Origin of the sequence: Saccharothrix obliqua (assembly GCF_019375475.1) — a bacterium.
GTDB classification, from domain to species: domain Bacteria; phylum Actinomycetota; class Actinomycetes; order Mycobacteriales; family Pseudonocardiaceae; genus Actinosynnema; species Actinosynnema obliqua.
Genome location: NZ_JAHXGQ010000005.1, coordinates 75,148 through 91,100, shown reverse-complemented (window position 1 = coordinate 91,100; position 15,953 = coordinate 75,148). Strand labels below are relative to the sequence as shown.

Annotated in this window: 16 protein-coding genes and 2 riboswitches; of the genes, 8 read left to right on the top strand and 8 right to left on the bottom strand. The window is 72.7% G+C overall.

Annotated features, from left to right (window positions below; all coding sequences use genetic code 11):
* Nucleotides 1–65: 65 nt before the first annotated feature.
* Together KZQ38_RS17190 and KZQ38_RS17185 are read left to right on the top strand one after the other, a co-directional pair.
* A complete protein-coding gene (locus KZQ38_RS17190) occupies nucleotides 66–638 on the top strand; it encodes a peptide deformylase (RefSeq protein WP_219443110.1) in 573 nt (190 codons plus the stop codon).
* 31 nt (nucleotides 639–669) lie between these two features.
* Nucleotides 670–1,266 (top strand): LysE family translocator, encoded by a 597-nt coding sequence (locus KZQ38_RS17185; RefSeq protein WP_219443109.1) that lies wholly within the window; start codon nucleotides 670–672, stop codon nucleotides 1,264–1,266.
* Here KZQ38_RS17185 and KZQ38_RS17180 read toward each other — a convergent pair.
* Nucleotides 1,153–1,905 carry a hypothetical protein gene (locus KZQ38_RS17180; protein ID WP_219443108.1) on the bottom strand — a complete coding sequence of 251 codons (753 nt, stop codon included), beginning with the start codon at nucleotides 1,903–1,905 and terminating at the stop codon, nucleotides 1,153–1,155. The genes KZQ38_RS17185 and KZQ38_RS17180 overlap by 114 nt on opposite strands.
* Before the next feature lie 343 nt (nucleotides 1,906–2,248).
* Nucleotides 2,249–2,372: riboswitch (TPP riboswitch) on the top strand.
* Between KZQ38_RS17180 and thiC the strand changes: the two genes are divergently transcribed.
* The 3 genes from thiC (at nucleotide 2,362) to KZQ38_RS17165 (ending at nucleotide 5,655) form a co-directional block, all read left to right on the top strand.
* The gene (gene thiC / locus KZQ38_RS17175) at nucleotides 2,362–4,011 is read left to right on the top strand and encodes a phosphomethylpyrimidine synthase ThiC (protein WP_219443107.1); all 1,650 of its coding nucleotides are present in this window, start codon (nucleotides 2,362–2,364) and stop codon (nucleotides 4,009–4,011) included. Its footprint overlaps the riboswitch before it by 11 nt.
* A complete protein-coding gene (thiD, locus tag KZQ38_RS17170) occupies nucleotides 4,011–4,826 on the top strand; it encodes a bifunctional hydroxymethylpyrimidine kinase/phosphomethylpyrimidine kinase (RefSeq protein ID WP_219443106.1) in 816 nt (271 codons plus the stop codon). Before thiC ends, thiD begins: the two co-directional genes overlap by 1 nt.
* A 22-nt stretch (nucleotides 4,827–4,848) precedes the next feature.
* A complete protein-coding gene (locus KZQ38_RS17165; protein WP_219443105.1) occupies nucleotides 4,849–5,655 on the top strand; it encodes a class I SAM-dependent methyltransferase in 807 nt (268 codons plus the stop codon).
* Here the strand turns inward: KZQ38_RS17165 and KZQ38_RS17160 are convergent.
* The 4 genes from KZQ38_RS17160 to thiO all read right to left on the bottom strand — a co-directional run bounded on the left by KZQ38_RS17160 (nucleotide 5,652) and on the right by thiO (nucleotide 8,133).
* A complete protein-coding gene (locus KZQ38_RS17160) occupies nucleotides 5,652–6,083 on the bottom strand; it encodes a MarR family winged helix-turn-helix transcriptional regulator (protein WP_219443104.1) in 432 nt (143 codons plus the stop codon). The two genes, KZQ38_RS17165 and KZQ38_RS17160, sit on opposite strands and share 4 nt — an antisense overlap.
* Before the next feature lie 88 nt (nucleotides 6,084–6,171).
* Nucleotides 6,172–6,930 carry a thiazole synthase gene (locus KZQ38_RS17155; protein WP_219443103.1) on the bottom strand — a complete coding sequence of 253 codons (759 nt, stop codon included), beginning with the start codon at nucleotides 6,928–6,930 and terminating at the stop codon, nucleotides 6,172–6,174.
* 1 nt (nucleotide 6,931) lies between these two features.
* Complete coding sequence (gene thiS / locus KZQ38_RS17150; protein WP_219443102.1) at nucleotides 6,932–7,132, bottom strand: sulfur carrier protein ThiS; 201 nt, start codon at nucleotides 7,130–7,132, stop codon at nucleotides 6,932–6,934.
* Nucleotides 7,129–8,133, bottom strand: a complete 1,005-nt coding sequence (thiO, locus tag KZQ38_RS17145; protein WP_257901670.1) for a glycine oxidase ThiO — start codon at nucleotides 8,131–8,133, stop codon at nucleotides 7,129–7,131. Before thiO ends, thiS begins: the two co-directional genes overlap by 4 nt.
* A riboswitch (TPP riboswitch) is annotated at nucleotides 8,128–8,239 on the bottom strand. It overlaps the preceding gene by 6 nt.
* Nucleotides 8,240–8,282: 43 nt before the next feature.
* Between thiO and thiE the strand changes: the two genes are divergently transcribed.
* A complete protein-coding gene (gene thiE, locus KZQ38_RS17140; RefSeq protein ID WP_219443101.1) occupies nucleotides 8,283–8,924 on the top strand; it encodes a thiamine phosphate synthase in 642 nt (213 codons plus the stop codon).
* Between the two features lie 94 nt (nucleotides 8,925–9,018).
* On the opposite strand, the gene KZQ38_RS17135 is transcribed toward thiE, so the two are convergent.
* Nucleotides 9,019–10,185, bottom strand: coding sequence for a S1 family peptidase (locus KZQ38_RS17135; protein ID WP_219443100.1), 1,167 nt, complete (start codon nucleotides 10,183–10,185; stop codon nucleotides 9,019–9,021).
* 1,064 nt (nucleotides 10,186–11,249) lie between these two features.
* Here KZQ38_RS17135 and KZQ38_RS17130 point away from each other — a divergent pair.
* The gene (locus KZQ38_RS17130) at nucleotides 11,250–12,176 is read left to right on the top strand and encodes a threonine ammonia-lyase (RefSeq protein WP_219443099.1); all 927 of its coding nucleotides are present in this window, start codon (nucleotides 11,250–11,252) and stop codon (nucleotides 12,174–12,176) included.
* 2 nt (nucleotides 12,177–12,178) lie between these two features.
* Here KZQ38_RS17130 and KZQ38_RS17125 read toward each other — a convergent pair whose 3' ends face one another.
* Nucleotides 12,179–13,645, bottom strand: coding sequence for an MFS transporter (locus KZQ38_RS17125; protein ID WP_219443098.1), 1,467 nt, complete (start codon nucleotides 13,643–13,645; stop codon nucleotides 12,179–12,181).
* 31 nt (nucleotides 13,646–13,676) lie between these two features.
* Entirely contained in the window at nucleotides 13,677–14,438 is a 762-nt protein-coding gene (locus KZQ38_RS17120) for a GntR family transcriptional regulator (RefSeq protein WP_219443097.1), read from the bottom strand.
* A 229-nt stretch (nucleotides 14,439–14,667) separates the two neighbouring features.
* On the opposite strand from KZQ38_RS17120, the gene KZQ38_RS17115 reads away from it, so the two are divergent.
* Nucleotides 14,668–15,948, top strand: a complete 1,281-nt coding sequence (locus KZQ38_RS17115; RefSeq protein WP_219443531.1) for a sugar ABC transporter substrate-binding protein — start codon at nucleotides 14,668–14,670, stop codon at nucleotides 15,946–15,948.
* The last annotated feature ends 5 nt before the right edge of the window (nucleotides 15,949–15,953 follow it).

The window sequence follows — 15,953 nt, the reverse complement described above, 5'->3', positions numbered from 1 at the left end:
ATCTTCATCCGGGACGGCTCATCGCTCGGCGCGTCCCCGACCGCGCGCCGGTTAGGCTGCGCGCCATGGCAGTTCACCCGATCGTCATCGCCGGCGAGCCCGTGCTCCACCACCCGACCAAGCCGGTCGAGGTGTTCGACGACGCTTTGCGCACGCTGGTCGAGGACATGTTCGAGACCATGGCGGCAGCGCACGGAGTCGGCCTCGCCGCCAACCAGATCGGGATCGACCAGCGCGTCTTCGTCTACGACTGCCCCGACGACGAGGGTGTGCGGCACCGCGGCGTCGTGGTGAACCCGGTGCTGGAGACGTCCGAGATCCCGCTGGGTATGCCCGACCCGGACGACGACTACGAGGGCTGCCTGTCCGCGCCCGGCGAGTCGTACCCGACGGGGCGCGCGTCGTGGGCCAAGGTGACCGGCTTCGACACCGCGGGCGAGCCCGTCGAGGTCGAGGGCACCGGGTTCTTCGCGCGCTGCCTCCAGCACGAGACCGACCACCTCGACGGCTACCTGTACCTGGACCGGCTCGTCGGCAGGCACAAGCGCGCGGCGAAGAAGATGCTCAAGGCGAACGGCTGGGGCGTGCCCGGCCTCACCTGGGACCCGGCGAACTCGGAAGACCCGTTCGCGGAGTGAATTCGCTGGACGAACGGGTGACCATGGCCACATGTGGAGCAGCCTGGCCGCGTTCGTCGCGGCGTCCTTCCTGATCGCCCTGTCACCCGGACCCGGTACGGCGCTGGTGCTGCGGCAGTCGGTCCGGAGCCGGGCGAGCGCGTTGGCCGCCGTGCTCGGCATGGAGGCCGCCGTGGCGGTGTGGGCCGTGGCGGCGGCGCTCGGGCTGTCGGTGCTGGTGACGGCGTCCGAGGTCGCCTACCACGGGCTGCGGATCGTCGGCGCCCTGTTCCTGGTGTACCTCGGGGTGAAGGCCATCCGGTCGGCGAGCGCGCCGCTGCCGGCGGCGCCGCCCGCCGGTCGCGCGTTCCGGGCGGGCCTGGTGGTGAACCTCGCGAACCCGAAGCTCGGGGTGTTCGCGATCTCCTTCCTGCCGCAGTTCCTGCCGCCGTCGGCGGGGCGTGGCGCGTTGCTGTTGTTCGCGCTGGTGTGGGTGGCCGTCGACACCGCCTGGTACCTGGTGCTGGTGGGCGCGCTAGACCGGGTCCGGGGCACGCTCGTCCGGCCGCGGGTCCGCCGGTTGCTGGAGCGCGTGTCCGGTGGTGTCCTGGTCGCGCTGGGGCTGCGGCTGGCGCTCGACACGCGTTGACCGCCGCCACGGCAGCTCCGGGAAGCCCGCCAGCTCCACGTGCGACGTGCAACCGGCCAGCTCGGCGTACGCGCCCGCGATGACGTGCGCGCGGATGCGCCGCACCTGGCCCGCTGTCGGCAGGTCGCCGACGAGGAGGAACGGCAGCAGCAGCCGCCACGCGCGCACCACCGCGGGCCGGCGGCGGTGCGGCGCGCGCAACACCGCCCGCGCGACCCGTAAAGCGTGCTCGCCCGCCGTGATGGACCTCGGGTACCCCGTGTGGTCCCACGACCAGCGCCGCGCCTCGGCCACCGCGCACCGCACGCAGTCGACCGGGCCGCAGCCCAGCTCGTGGCCGCAGTGCGCGCAGGAGACGAGCGTCATCGCCCAGTCGGTGCACGTCCACGGGTGCCGGCCGACCTCGTCGGCGAGCACGAGTTCCGCCAGCTCCCGCTCCCCCGCGCCGCCCTCGGTCAGCTTCTCGGCGGCCAGCAGCTCCTGCCAGTCGAGCAGCCAGTGCTGCTCCAGCAGTTCCGCGCAGAACCGGCAGGCGGGGTAACCACGCCCGGCGAGGTCACCGCAGGACGGGCAGGCGGCAACCGCGGCGGGGCGCGCCACGCGCCGCGCGCCGGGCGGGAACGGCTGGTGATCAGCCACGCGGAGAAAGGTACGCGCAAACCACCCCCGTTGGCATCCTCACGAACCGCCCGGTCGAGACCCGCTCGCACCCGGTCCGGGGCCGCGGGTGCGTGGCCGGGTCGGCGCTGATCACCCTGCCGAGGGGCCGCCCGGCCGGGACGGCTCGGCCGGTGCGGAGGCGACGTGGAGCGGCACGGGCGGCGGAGAGGGTCCGGATCGCGCGGCGGGCACGAGCGGGTTCGCCGGGGTGGGCTTCGGGCAGCCGCAGGGGTGTTCCCCTCCTCACGGAGGGCGTTCGGCGCGGACGGGTGGGTGGTGGCCTTGGCACGGAGGCCGCGGCGTGACTATGGTCGGCTCGACAACTCAACATCGCGGGAGCTTGCGCTTGAGCGGGCTGAGAGGGCGGCTGGACCTGGTCCGGCGCCGCCGACCGCCTGAACCTGACCGGGTAATGCCGGCGTAGGGAGGAATGTCGTGACGGCACTTGACGACCGTTCGGTGAAACCCAGCGTCACCACCGGGCCGATCTCCGGCTCGCACAAGGTCTACCGCGAGGTGGGCGACGGCGTGCGGGTCCCGTTCCGCCGGGTGGAGCTGACGAACGGCGAGCACGTCGACCTCTACGACACTTCCGGTCCGTACACCGACGCGGACGCGACCATCGACGTCCACAGTGGACTCCCGGCGCTGCGCGCCGACTGGGTCGCGGCGCGTCGGCCGATCAACGGGGCGGTCACCCAGCTCGCCTACGCGCGAGCCGGGCAGGTGACGCCGGAGATGGCGTTCATCGCCGCGCGGGAGAAGTTGAGCCCGGAGTTCGTGCGGGACGAGGTGGCGGCCGGCCGGGCCGTCATCCCGCTCAACCGCAACCACCCCGAGGCCGAGCCGATGATCATCGGCAAGAAGTTCCTGGTGAAGATCAACGCCAACATCGGCAACTCCGCCGTGTCCTCCTCCATCGAGGAGGAGGTGGAGAAGATGGTGTGGGCGACCCGCTGGGGCGCGGACACCATCATGGACCTGTCCACGGGCAAGCGCATCCACGAGACCCGTGAGTGGATCATGCGCAACTCGCCCGTGCCGGTCGGCACCGTGCCCATCTACCAGGCGCTGGAGAAGGTCAACGGCGACCCGGCGAAGCTGTCCTGGGAGGTCTACCGGGACACCGTGGTCGAGCAGGCCGAGCAGGGCGTCGACTACATGACCGTGCACGCGGGCGTGCTGCTGCGCTACGTGCCGCTGACCGCGCGCCGGGTCACCGGCATCGTGTCCCGCGGCGGCTCGATCATGGCGGCCTGGTGCCTCGCGCACCACCGGGAGAGCTTCCTCTACACGCACTTCGAGGAGCTGTGCGAGATCCTGCGCACCTACGACGTGACGTTCTCGCTGGGTGACGGCCTGCGGCCGGGTTCCATCGCGGACGCCAACGACGAGGCGCAGTTCGCCGAGCTGCGCACGCTGGGCGAACTCACCCACATCGCCCGCTCGCACGACGTGCAGGTGATGATCGAGGGCCCCGGCCACGTGCCGATGCACAAGATCGCCGAGAACGTCCGGTTGGAGGAGGAGTGGTGCGGCGAGGCGCCGTTCTACACCCTCGGGCCGCTGGCCACGGACGTCGCGCCGGGCTACGACCACATCACCTCGGCGATCGGCGCGGCGCAGATCGGCTGGCTGGGCACGGCGATGCTGTGCTACGTCACGCCGAAGGAGCACCTGGGCCTGCCCAACCGGGACGACGTGAAGACGGGCGTGATCACGTACAAGATCGCGGCCCACTCGGCGGACCTGGCCAAGGGCCACCCCGGCGCGCAGGACTGGGACGACGCGTTGTCCAAGGCGCGCTTCGAGTTCCGGTGGCAGGACCAGTTCAACCTGGCGCTGGACCCGGACACGGCCCGCTCGTTCCACGACGAGACGCTGCCCGCCGAACCCGCGAAGACCGCCCACTTCTGCTCGATGTGCGGCCCGAAGTTCTGCTCCATGAAGATCACCCAGGACGTGCGCCGGTACGCCGAGGAACGCGGCCTGTCCACGGTGGACGCGATCGAGGCGGGCATGACCGAGAAGGCGCACGAGTTCTCCGACCGCGGCAAGCAGGTCTACCTGCCGGTGGTCGACTGATGGCGCTCACGCCACCGAGGGTCCTCACCATCGCCGGATCGGACTCCGGCGGTGGTGCGGGCCTCCAGGCGGACCTGCGGACGCTGTTCGCGTGCGGCGTGCACGGGATGACCGCCGTCACGGCGGTGACGGTGCAGAACTCGCTCGGCGTCACCGGCTACACCGAGATCCCGCCGGAGGTGGTGGCCGCGCAGATCGAGTCGGTCGCCACCGACATCGGCGTGAACGCGGCGAAGACCGGGATGCTGGCGTCGGCCGCGATCATCGGGGCCATCGCCGACGCGTGCGACCGGGTCCACATCGGACGGACGATCCCGTTCGTCGTGGACCCCGTCGCGGCGTCCATGCACGGCCAGCAGCTCCTCGCGGACGACGCGCTGGACGCGTTGCGCACCAAGCTCTTCCCGCGCGCGACGCTGGTCACGCCGAACCTGGACGAGGTGCGGCTGCTCACCGGCGTCGAGGTGCGCGACCACGCGGACCAGCGCAAGGCGGCGGAGGCGTTGATCGAGTTCGGCTCGGAGTGGGTGCTGGTGAAGGGCGGCCACCTGTGGGACGACCCGGGCTGCCTGGACGTCCTCTACGACGGGCGGACCTTCATCGAGCTGCCGGGACCCCGGTACGACGTGAAGCACACGCACGGCAGCGGGGACACGCTGGCGTCGGCCATCTCGTCGCGGCTGGCGCGTGGCGAGGACGTGCCGACGGCGGTCCGGTTCGGCAAGGAGTTCATCGTCCGCTCGGTGGCCGCCGCCTACCCGCTGGGTGGCGGCGTCGGCCCGGTGTCCCCGCTGTGGCGGCTCGGCAACGTGTGACCGCGGGACTAGTTTGGCGACCATGGAGAAGATCGCCCTGACGGGTGCTCCGGAGACGATGCTCGCCACGCTGTACGGCCGCGCGCTCGACGCGAAAGCTCCGAAGTCCTTCCTGCACGACACGACCGCCGCCGAGACGGTGGCCCGGATCGACTACGACTTCCGCCGCACGGGCGTGACACCGTCGACGGCGGCGGGCGTGGCGCTGCGCGCGCGGCAGCTCGACGTCTGGACGGCCGAGTTCCTGCGGGCCAACCCGGTCGCGACGGTGCTGCACCTGGCGTGCGGCCTGGACACCCGGGCGCACCGGCTCGCGCCCGGCCCGGACGTGCGGTGGGTCGACGTCGACCTCCCCGAGGTGGTCGAGCTGCGGCGACGCCTGCTCGACCCGCCGGCCGGCGACTACCGCCTGGTCGCGTCCTCGGTGACGGACGCGGCGTGGCCGGCCGACGTCCCCGCGGACCGGCCGACGGTCGTGGTCTGCGAGGGGCTGACCATGTACCTGCACGAGCACGAGGTCCGCGACCTGTTCCGGCGGGTCGCCGAGCGCTTCCCCGGCGGCGAGCTGCTGTTCGACGTGTACGGGTCGGTCGGCATCCGGTTGCAGAAGCTGGTGCCCGCCGTGCGGCGGTCCGGCTCGACGCTGCACTGGGGCCTGGACGACCCGCGGTCGATCGAGCCGTGGGGGCTGCGGCTGGTGTCCGACGTCCGGAGCGTGAGCCTGCCCGGCACCGACGAACTGCCCGCCGCGCAACGGTTCCCGCTGCGCGTCATGGCGAAGGTGCCGGGCCTGCGCGACATCGGCAGGCTGCTGCGCTACCGCTACTAGCCCGCCTCGCCGACCAGCTCCTCCAACGCCGGCAGGGCGTGCACCAGCGCCGACTGGTGCTCGGGCGACAGGTCCTCGATGCGGCGCTGCAACTCGCGCACCCGCGCCGACCGGACGCCCGACACCATGGTCTCGCCCTCCGCGGTGGGCGTGGCGAGCCAGGCGCGGCCGTCCTGCGGGTCGGGGTCGCGCCGCACGTAGCCCGCCTCCACCAGCGCGGCGACGATGCGGGACAGGGTCGGCGGCGCGACGCCCTCCTTGGCGGCCAGGTCGCCCAACCGCATGGGACCGCACCGCGCCAGCGTGGCCAGCGCCGACACCGCACCCGGACCGAGGCCGGGCGACCCGGTGCGGCGCAGCAGCCGGGACAGCCTGCCGATCGCGAGGTACAGGCGGGCGGTGGCGTCCTCCAGCTGCTCGGCAGCCACGGCAGCCTCCTACGTGCGCGACGGAAATGAACCAGAAGCATCCATCATGCCCTGTGCCCCGGCCACCGCCCGTCGGGTGATCAGCGGATCAGGCGTCCGGCGCAGGGCTCGACGCGTGCGCCCAGAACCGCTGCGGTATCCGACCCGCCAACCGGGCCAACCTGCCGCCGTCCACCGCGGCCCGCATCGCGGCGGCCATCCGGGGCGGGTCCTGCGCACGGGTGACGGCAGTGGCCAAGAGCACAGCGGAACAACCCAGTTCCATGGCCAGCGCCGCGTCCGAAGCGGTGCCGACACCCGCGTCCAGCACCACCGGCACGCTCGCGCGGGCCACGATCAGCTCGATGTTGTGCGGGTTGCGGATGCCGAGGCCGGTGCCGATGGGCGAACCGAGCGGCATCACCGCGGCGCAACCCACGTCCTCCAGCCGGCGGGCCAGCACCGGGTCGTCGTTGGTGTAGGGCAGCACCGTGAAACCGTCGTCCACCAGGCGCTCGGCGGCGTCGAGCAGCTCCACCGGGTCCGGCAGCAGGGTCTGCTCGTCGGCGACGACCTCCAGCTTGACCCAGTCGGTGCCCAGCGCCTCGCGGGCCAGCCGCGCGGTGAGCACGGCCTCCGCCGCGCCCCGGCAGCCGGCGGTGTTGGGCAGCACGTCGATGCCCAAGCGCCGCAACAGGTCCAGCACACCGCCGCCCGCGGCGTCCAGGCGGCGCATGGCCACCGTGGTCAGCTCCGTGCCCGACGCGACCAGGGCGCGTTCCAGCACGGACAGGTTCGCCGCGCCGCCCGTGCCCATGATGAGCCGGGAGCCGAACTCGCGGTTCGCGATGACCAGCGGGTCGTCCACGTCAGCCTCCCTGCACCGCGGTCAGCACCTCGACGGCCGCGCCCTCGCGCACCGGGGTGGACGCCCACACCGCGCGCGGCACCACCTCGCCGTCCAACGCCACGGCCACCCCCGACGCCGGCGCACCGAGCAGGTCGAGCACCGTCGCGACGGTCGCGCCGTCCGCCAGCTCCCGGTCCTCGCCGTTCACCCGAGCCTTCACCTGTTTCCTCCCTCGCGCAGCAGGTCGAGCACGCGTCGCGCCGTGACCGGCGCGAGCAGCAGGCCGTTGCGGTGGTGCCCGGTCGCGGCCAGCACGCCGGGTTCCAGCCAGTCGATCACCGGCAGGTTGTCCGGGCTGCCCGCGCGGAAACCGGCGGCGCACTCGGCGAGCGCGTACCCGGCGACCGCCGGCCACACCACCTCCGCGTCCCGCAACAGGTCCCGGACACCGCCGACGGTCACGTCCGGGTCGAACCCGGCCTCGTACTGGGTCGCGCCGAGCACCAGCCCGTCCACGCGCGGCACCAGGTACACGGGTCGGCCGGACACGTGGGCGCGGAGGGTGTGCGTGGGCGGCGGCAACGCGTCGGGGCGCGTGCCCAGTCGCAGGATCTCGCCCTTCACCGGCCGGATCACGTCCCGCAACGCCGGGTGCAGGTCGCGGCTCCACGCGCCGGCGGCGATCACCGTCACCGCACCGTCCACGGTGGACTCGGGCACGAACCGCACGCCGTGCTCGACGCACGCGGCCCGCAAAGCCCGCAGCAGCAACCGGTTGTCCACCGACAGGTCGCCCGGCACGGACAGTCCACCCCGGACGGACGGGCCGAGACCCGGTTCCAGCTCGCGCAGTTCCCGCCGGGACAACCGGGTCGCCACGCGCCCGAGCGCCGCGAGGTGCGCGTGGAGCTGGTCCAGCACCTCCGCGTCGGCCGCGTCGGTGGCGACCGCGAGCGTGCCCGCGGTGCTGAGCGGCACGCCCAGGTCGGCCGCGAAACCCGGCCACAGCGCCAGGGATTCCACGCCCAGCGCCAAGACTTCCTCGTCGCCCGGCCACGCCTCGGTGATCGGTGCGAGCATCCCGCCCGCCACCCGGGAACCGGCGTGCGGCGAGTCCCGGTCGACCAGCTCGACCGCGTACCCGGCCCGCGCCGCGAACCAGGCGACGGACAGCCCGATGACACCGCCGCCGAGGACGGTCACCGCGTTCACCACTGCCAAGGCACTCACGCTCCCTGCGCCGGCATGACCCGGATCAGGTTCGACGGTCGGAGCGAACCACGCTCCCTCTCAGCCCGGTGTCCTCCAGGCTCCCGTGCGGACCGCCTCCACCGTAGCGCACGATTCCGGCCGGCGGTTACCGTGCGGCCGTGCCAGGACTCGACGGAACCCAGATCAGGCGGCGGCTCGCGGACGCCCGGCTCTACCTCTGCACGCCGGACCGGCCGGACCTCGCGGCGTTCGCGGACGCCGCGCTCGCGGGTGGCGTGGACATCGTGCAGTTGCGGGACAAGGGGATCGAAGCCAGGCGCGAGATCGCGGCGCTGGAGGTGCTGGCCGAGGCGTGCGCCCGGCACGGCGCGCTGCTCGCGGTGAACGACCGGGCGGACGTGGCGCTCGCCGTCGACGCCGACGTGCTGCACCTCGGGCAGGACGACCTGCCGGTGCCGCTCGCGCGCCGGGTGGTCGGCGAGCACGTGGCGATCGGCCGGTCGACGCACGACGTGGCGCAGGCGCGTGCGGCGGCGGTGGAGCCGGGCGTGGACTACTTCTGCACCGGCCCGTGCTGGCCGACGCCGACGAAGCCGGGTCGGCCCGCGCCCGGCCTGGACCTGGTGCGCGCCACGGCGGGCACGACGGACCGGCCGTGGTTCGCGATCGGCGGGATCGACGGCGACCGGCTGCCGGAGGTGCTGGCGGCGGGCGCGGAGCGGGTCGTGGTGGTGCGGGCGATCACCGACGCGGCGGACCCGGCCGCCGCCGCGTCGGCGTTGAAGCGGCGGCTGGCGTGACCGGGGAAGGGGAACGCCCCCCGGGCCAGGTACCCGGGGGGCGTCCGGTGCGCGGTGCGCGGTCCGCAGGGATGTCGACCGCGCGCCGTGTGGCTCAGCCGGTGGTCAGGGTCAGGCTGTAGGCGCGGAGGATCTCGTTGACGGGCTGGAAGTACGTGGTGCCGCCGGACGAGCAGTTGCCCGAACCGCCGGACGTCACGCCCTGGGCCTGGCCGAAGCCCGTGCCCGCGACCCACGAACCGCCGGAGTCACCGGGTTCCGCGCAGGCGTTGGTGCGGGTGAGGCCGGAGACCGAGCCCTGCGGGTAGTTCACCGTGGAGTTCTTGGCCTGCACGGTGCCGCAGCGCCAGTTGGTGGTGGAGCCGGAGCGGCAGATCGACGCGCCCACGGCGGCCTCGGTGCTGCCTTTCACCGTCACGTTGGTGCCGTTGTAGCGGTTGACCCACGGGCGGGAGGTCCAGTTGGCGTTCGTCGCGACCCAGGCGTAGTCGTTGCCGGGGAACGACGAGCCGCGGAACGTGCCCTGGGACACGCGGTTGAAGCCGGTCGTCGTGGCGCCGGACTTGCCGCAGTGCCCGGCCGTCACGAAGCCGTTGGTCACCGCGAAGCCCACCGAGCAGCGGCTGCCGCTGCCGATGTAGTAGGCGTCGCCGCCACGCGTGTCGTGCAGCGGGGTCGGCGAGGCGTCGACCTCGTCCACGCGCACGGCGGGGCTGAGCGACCTGGCGGTGGCGAGGAACCGGTCCGCCGCCGCGTCGCGGGTGTGGCGGTTGACCTCCACGACGACCGCGTTGGTCACGTCGTCCACGTGCCAGCCCGTCACCGCGGGCGGGGCGGCGATGCCGTCCAGCGCCGCCTTCGCGCCGTCGAGCTGGCGGTGCGAGAAGGCGACGACCTTGGCGTTGGCACCGGTGGCACGGACCGCGTCGATCCGGGCACCGTCCGTGACACCGACGGTCAACGCGCCGGTCGTCCGGTCGATCCACGCGCCGGCGAACGCGTCGCCGACCGCATCACGGGCCTTCGCCGCCAGTTCGCCCGACCTGGCGTCACTCGCCAGACGGACGCGTGCTTGTTCGGCGTTCAGGCCGAGGTCGCGTTGCACCGCTTGGAGCAACTCGGCCGGGTAGCTCTCCGTGTCGGAGGACGTTGCCCCATAGGGGGCCGCGGGGTTCGCAATCGCCGGTACGCTGAGAGCCGAAGCCACGCCGGTGGCCAGCAGGGCCACCGCGGCGAGGCGGACCGCACCTGTGCGGTTCATGTAGGCGTCTCCCTCATCTTCGGGTGCAGGGAACCCGAGAGCCTGGTTGCAGGGACCGCTCTCGGGGGCTCTAGGGGGACGGGTGGTGGGGCGGCGGCAGGGGTCGCCCCACCCCTTTTCTCTCCGCCGGTTCGGGCGGCTCGGTTCGGGCGAGGTCCGCGGCGGACCGGTTCAGCGGCGTTCGACGCCCCCGCATCACGCCTCCTCCCTCGGTCCCTACTGACCGGTACTCGCCCGTTCGAGCGAAGTTATGACCCTGTTATCTATTACGGTGCGGGCCATCCGTGGTCGGAGTGTGTCACAGCTCACGACCATTTGACTGCGCTGTGTAGCAATTGACAGTTAACTCTCACTCAAGGTAGTTAGTCGATCACCGATTTGGCGTGTTTTGCCAGAAGTAAGGGCTCCGGCGATTTATGGCCCTGAAGTGTGAATGCTGCTGGGCTGTGTGGGTGACACCGGAGGAGTTTCGGTTGCGGTGAGCGCAGTACCGGACGCCGCCGAGGGCGTGATCGGCGCAACGCCGACCCGGGCGACGGCGCGCCGGCCGGTGCGGCTGAGGCCGATCGGGGACGGGGACGCGCCTCCCGGACGGCCGGTCGGCCCCCGGTCGGCCATGGCGGAGCACCCGCGCGGAGGGCGGGTCGGCACGGCGGAGCACCCGCGCGAAGGGCGGGTCGGCACAGCGCAGCGCCCCTCCGGACGGCGGGCCGGCACGGCGAAGCACCCACGCGGACGGCGGGCCGGCACAGCGCAGCGCCCCTCCGGACGGCGGATCGGCACGGCGGAGCACCCGCGCGGACGGCGGGTCGGCACGGCGAAGCGCCCCTCCGGACGGCACGAGGCCGGGCGGGCGGCGTTCCCCTCCTGATCGGCGTGGCGGAACCCGGCTGACACGGTGACGCACCCCCTCTCCCAACGCCGGGCCGGGCCGGCGCCCGTGCCGGTGGCCCGAAGAGTGGAGAGGGCACGCGGGTCCCGATTACCTGGCCCACGGCAAAAATGTGACAAGACGCACACCTCTTCTGACGCCGAGTCACCGCCCGGGAGTGAGGATCGGCCCCATGGCACTCGTGACGCTCTCCGACATCCGCGCCGCCGCCGACCTGATCGCGCCCGCCGCGGTCCGCACACCGCTGCTCCGCTTCGACGACCGCCTGTCCCTCAAGCCGGAGAGCCTGCAACCCGTGGGCGCGTTCAAGATCAGGGGCGCCTACCACGCGTTGGTCCGCCTGTCCCCCGAGCAGCGGGCCCGCGGTGTCGTCGCGTACTCCAGCGGCAACCACGCGCAGGCCGTCGCCTACGCGGCCCGGCTGCTGGACGTGCCCGCCGTGATCGTGGTGCCCGACGACGCGCCGGAGGTCAAGGTCGCCGCCACCCGGCGGTGGGGCGCGGAGGTCGAACTGGTGCCGATGGCGCGCCGCGAGTCCCGCGCGCACGAGCTGGTCGCGGAGCTGGGCGCGACCCTCATCCCGCCGTTCGACCACCCCGACGTGATCGCGGGACAGGGCACGGTGGGCCTGGAGGTGGTCGAGGACCTGCCCGACGTGGCCGTCGTGCTGGTCCCGATCAGCGGTGGCGGGTTGGCCTCGGGGGTGGGCGCGGCGGTCAAGGCGTTGCGGCCCGGGGCACGGGTGGTCGGCGTGGAACCCGAGCTGGCGGCCGACACCGCGGCGTCGCTGCGGGCGGGCGAGTTGGTGCGGTGGCCCGCCGCGGAACGCGCGCGGACCGGTGCCGACGGGTTGCGCGCCGAGCCTTCCGAGCTGACGTTCGCCCACCTGCGCGCCCACGTGGACGACGTGCTGACCGTGTCGGAGGCGGAGATCGGGGACGCCGTGCGGCGGCTGGCGCGGGAGGCGCGGCTGGTCGTGGAGCCGAGCGGCGCGGTCGCGGTGGCCGCCTACCTGGGCCGGACCGACTGGCCGGACCGCGTGGTGGCCGTGGTGTCGGGCGGCAACGTCGACCCGGAGGCGTTCAAGGCCCTGCTGTGAGATCAGGCCCTGGTCCGGGCGGGCGGTGCGTCGACGCCGCAGCTGTGGCACGCGCGACCCGGCGGCACGGGGCGCAGCACGGCGTTGTCCACGCCCAGGGCCAGCAGGCCACCGGCCGCGGCCGCCGCCGCGCAGATCAACAACGCCGTCCGCCACCCGGCCGTCATGGCGGCCGGGTCGGCGTAACCCGCGCCGGTCAACCCGACCAGCGCGGGCAGCACCGCCACCGCGAGCAGGCTCCCGGTGCGGGCGACGGCGTTGTTCACCCCCGACGCCACGCCCGCGTACCGGTCGGGCGCGGCGGCCAGGACGGTCGCCGTCACGGGCGCCACCACGATCGCGAGGCCGAACCCGAACACCAGCACGCCGGGCAATACGCCGTTCAGGTACGACGTGCCGGGTACGGCTCCCCGAAGCAGCAGCATTCCGACCGAGATCACCAGAGGTCCGATGACTAGCTGGATTTTGGGCCCGATGCGTTGCGCCAGGCGACCCGAGCGGGCGGACAGCGCGAGCATCGTCGCGGTGATCGGCAGGGTCGCCAGGCCGGCCTCCACGGGCGGGTGGCCGAGCGACACCTGGAGCTGGAGGACGAGTAGTACCAGCACTCCGCCCAGGGCCGCGTAGACCAGCAGGGTCACGGCATTGGCCAGCACAAAGGTTCTATCGTTGAACAATTGAGGTGGTACTAGCGGAACCCGCGCCCGGAGCTGGAGGACGACGAACGCGGTGAGCCCGACCACACCGACCGCGGCGGCCGTGACGACCACCACGCCCCAGCCGCGCCCGGGTGCCTCGACCAGGGCGGCGGTGACCCCGGCCAGACCCAAAGCTCCGACTACTGCCGACAGGGCGTTGGGCCGTCCGCCGGGTTCCGGGTCCCGCGATTCGGGCACGCACCGCCGCGCCAGCCAGACGCACACCGCCGCCACCGGGAGGTTCACCAGGAACGCGAGCCGCCACGACCACAGCTGCACCAGCAGGCCGCCGACCAGCGGACCCACCGCGGAGGCGACACCGGACAGGCCCGACCACGCCCCGATGGCCCGCGCCCGGTCGTCCCGCGCGAACACCGACTGGATGATCGCGAGCGATCCCGGGGTGAGCAGCGCGCCGCCCACGCCCTGGAGCACGCGGGCCGCGACCAGCAGGCCGGTGTTCGGCGCGAGCCCGCACAGCAGGGACGCCGCGCCGAACCACACCACGCCGAGCACGAACACCCGCCGCCTGCAGTACCGGTCCCCCAGCGAGCCCGCGACCAGGATCAACGAGGCCAGCGACAGCAGGTAGCCGTCCAGCACCCACTGGAGGTCCGCCACGTCCGCGCCCAGCTCGGCGCCGATCCGGGGCAGCGCGACGTTGACCACCGTGCTGTCCAGCATCGCCATGCCCGAACCGAGGACGGTGGTCGCGAGCACGGCGCGTGCCCGCGGTGTGCCCCAGCTCACGGTGTCCGCCACGCGGGCCATTGTGCCCGCGCGGCACCGCACCGGCAGGCCGCTAGTCGGCCGGCCGGTTCAACGTCGCCACGAACTTGTAGCGGTCACCCCGGTACACCGAGCGGACCCACTCCACCGGGTTGCCCTCGGTGTCGAACGAGTGCCGGGACAGCAGCAGCATCGGCAGACCGATGTCCGCACCCAGCAACTCGGCCTCCTCGGGCGAGGCGAGAGCCGTCTCAATAGTCTCCTCGGCGTGGCCCATCTCGACACCGAACCGCTCACGCAGCACCTGGTACAGCGAGGCACCGGGTGCGAGGTAGCGGCGCAGCCCGCGGAAGCGGCCGAGCGCGAGGTGCGTCGTCTCGATCGCCATCGGCTCGCCGTCCGCGAGGCGCAGCCGGTGCAGGCGCAGCACCTTCGCACCCGCGCGCACGCCGAGCAGCCGCGCGAGTTCGGCCTCGGCGGGCATCTCGGACGCCTCGATCAGGCGCGACGAGGGCTGCCTGCCCTGGGCCTTCATGTCCTCTGTGTACGACGACAGCTGAAGCCGTTGGGCCACCTTGGGTTCCGCCGCGAACGTGCCCTTGCCCTGCACGCGCAGCAACCGACCCTCCACGGTCAGTTCCGCGAGTGCCTGCCGCACGGTGGTCCTGGACACGTCGAACTCCGCCGCGAGCGATCGCTCGGTGGGGATCGGCGATCCGGGTGGCAGCGCGCGCAGCAGATCGAGCAGGTGCCTCTTGAGTCCCCAATACTTCGGCTCACGCTGCGCGCGAGACCTGGCGTCCACGCCGCCGGATGCAGGGCTCGTCTCCAGCATTGCCTTCCTCCTCGACCTTGCCAGCGCTCCCAGGACAGGATGCCTTGTCCACGTCGGATCGTGCGCCCGAACCCCCGACAAGAGTCGCGGAAATTGATCCGATGACTTTGCAACGTCTCGGCAACGTCCTTGACATGCCCTGTGGCGAGGCACACTCTAGGCCGCATTGGTCTACACCACTTTGGCTGCACCGGTCGCAGGGGACCGGGCAATGGGAAAGGGCGCACACGTGAAGGGCTGGAGAGGACTGGCCGTCGGCGCCGCCGCTGTCGCGGTGGCCGTGGCGGGCTGTGGCACGAGCACCAACGACAGCGGCGGCAACTCCGGTGAGGCGAAGACGCTGACGGTCTGGCTGATGGACGGCTCCGCGCCGGAGACGCTGACCAACGCGCTGAACAAGGAGTTCCAGGACTCCCACTCCGGTGTCACCGTGAACTACGAGGTCCAGAAGTGGACCGGCATCCAGGAGAAGCTGACCACCGCGCTGGCGAGCAACAACCCGCCGGACGTCATCGAGCTGGGCAACACCCAGACGGCGAAGTTCGCGGCCGACGAGACGCTGCTCGACCTGAGCGGCGACGTCTCCAACCTCAACGGCGACCAGTGGCTCGGCGGTCTCAAGGACTCGCTGACCTGGAACGGCAAGCAGTACGGCATGCCGTTCTACGCCGCGAACCGCACGGTGGTCTACCGGACCGACCTGTTCCAGGCCGCCGGCATCGAGCCCCCGAAGTCGCGTGACGAGTGGGTCGCCGCGATCGAGAAGCTCAAGACCGCCAACGCGGCGGACCCGGAGTTCCAGTCGCTGTACCTCCCGGGCCAGTCCTGGTACGCCCTGCTCTCGTTCATCTGGGACGAGGGTGGCGACGTCGCCAAGGCGCAGGGCTCCGCGTGGGCGGGTGCGCTGAACACCCCCGAGGCCAAGGCCGGCCTCGACTTCTACAAGAAGCTGGTCGACACCTCGGGCACCAAGGCCCCGAAGGACGTCGACGAGGCCACGCCGCAGCAGTTCGAGGTCTTCGCCAAGGGCAAGGTCGGCATGATGATCGCCCTGCCGTGGGAGCTGGGCAGCGCCGTCAAGGCCGACCCGACCCTGAAGGACAAGACCGCGGCGTTCCCGATCCCGTCGAAGACCGCGGGCAAGACCGCCCCGGTGTTCCTCGGCGGCTCGAACCTGGCGATCCCGGGCGGCTCCAAGAACCAGGACCTGGCCAAGGAGTACCTGAAGCTGCTCAGCAGCGCGAAGTACCAGGACCAGCTGGCCGAGGCCGGCGCCGTCCCGGGCACCTCGAAGGACACCGCCAAGCTGGCCACCAGCCCGCTGGGCAAGGCCCTCGCCGCGTCCGCCCCGACCGGCAAGGTCACCCCGACCACGCCCACCTGGGCCGCGGTCGAGGCCGGCCAGAACCCGCTGAAGGACATGCTGACCGCGTACCTCACCGGCGCCAAGTCGCTGGACCAGGCCACGTCGGACGCCAACACCGCGCTCTCCAAGACGCTGGGCGGATGACCTCA

Bases quoted from the DNA above. Each gene is read 5' to 3' on its own strand.
- KZQ38_RS17190 (WP_219443110.1), top strand. From the start codon at position 66: ATGGCAGTTCACCCGATCGTCATCGCCGGCGAGCCCGTGCTCCACCAC.
- KZQ38_RS17185 (WP_219443109.1), top strand. From the start codon at position 670: ATGTGGAGCAGCCTGGCCGCGTTCGTCGCGGCGTCCTTCCTGATCGCC.
- thiD (WP_219443106.1), top strand. From the start codon at position 4,011: ATGGCGCTCACGCCACCGAGGGTCCTCACCATCGCCGGATCGGACTCC.
- KZQ38_RS17165 (WP_219443105.1), top strand. From the start codon at position 4,849: ATGGAGAAGATCGCCCTGACGGGTGCTCCGGAGACGATGCTCGCCACG.
- KZQ38_RS17135 (WP_219443100.1), bottom strand. From the start codon at position 10,185: ATGAACCGCACAGGTGCGGTCCGCCTCGCCGCGGTGGCCCTGCTGGCC.
- KZQ38_RS17130 (WP_219443099.1), top strand. From the start codon at position 11,250: ATGGCACTCGTGACGCTCTCCGACATCCGCGCCGCCGCCGACCTGATC.
- KZQ38_RS17125 (WP_219443098.1), bottom strand. From the start codon at position 13,645: ATGGCCCGCGTGGCGGACACCGTGAGCTGGGGCACACCGCGGGCACGC.
- KZQ38_RS17120 (WP_219443097.1), bottom strand. From the start codon at position 14,438: ATGCTGGAGACGAGCCCTGCATCCGGCGGCGTGGACGCCAGGTCTCGC.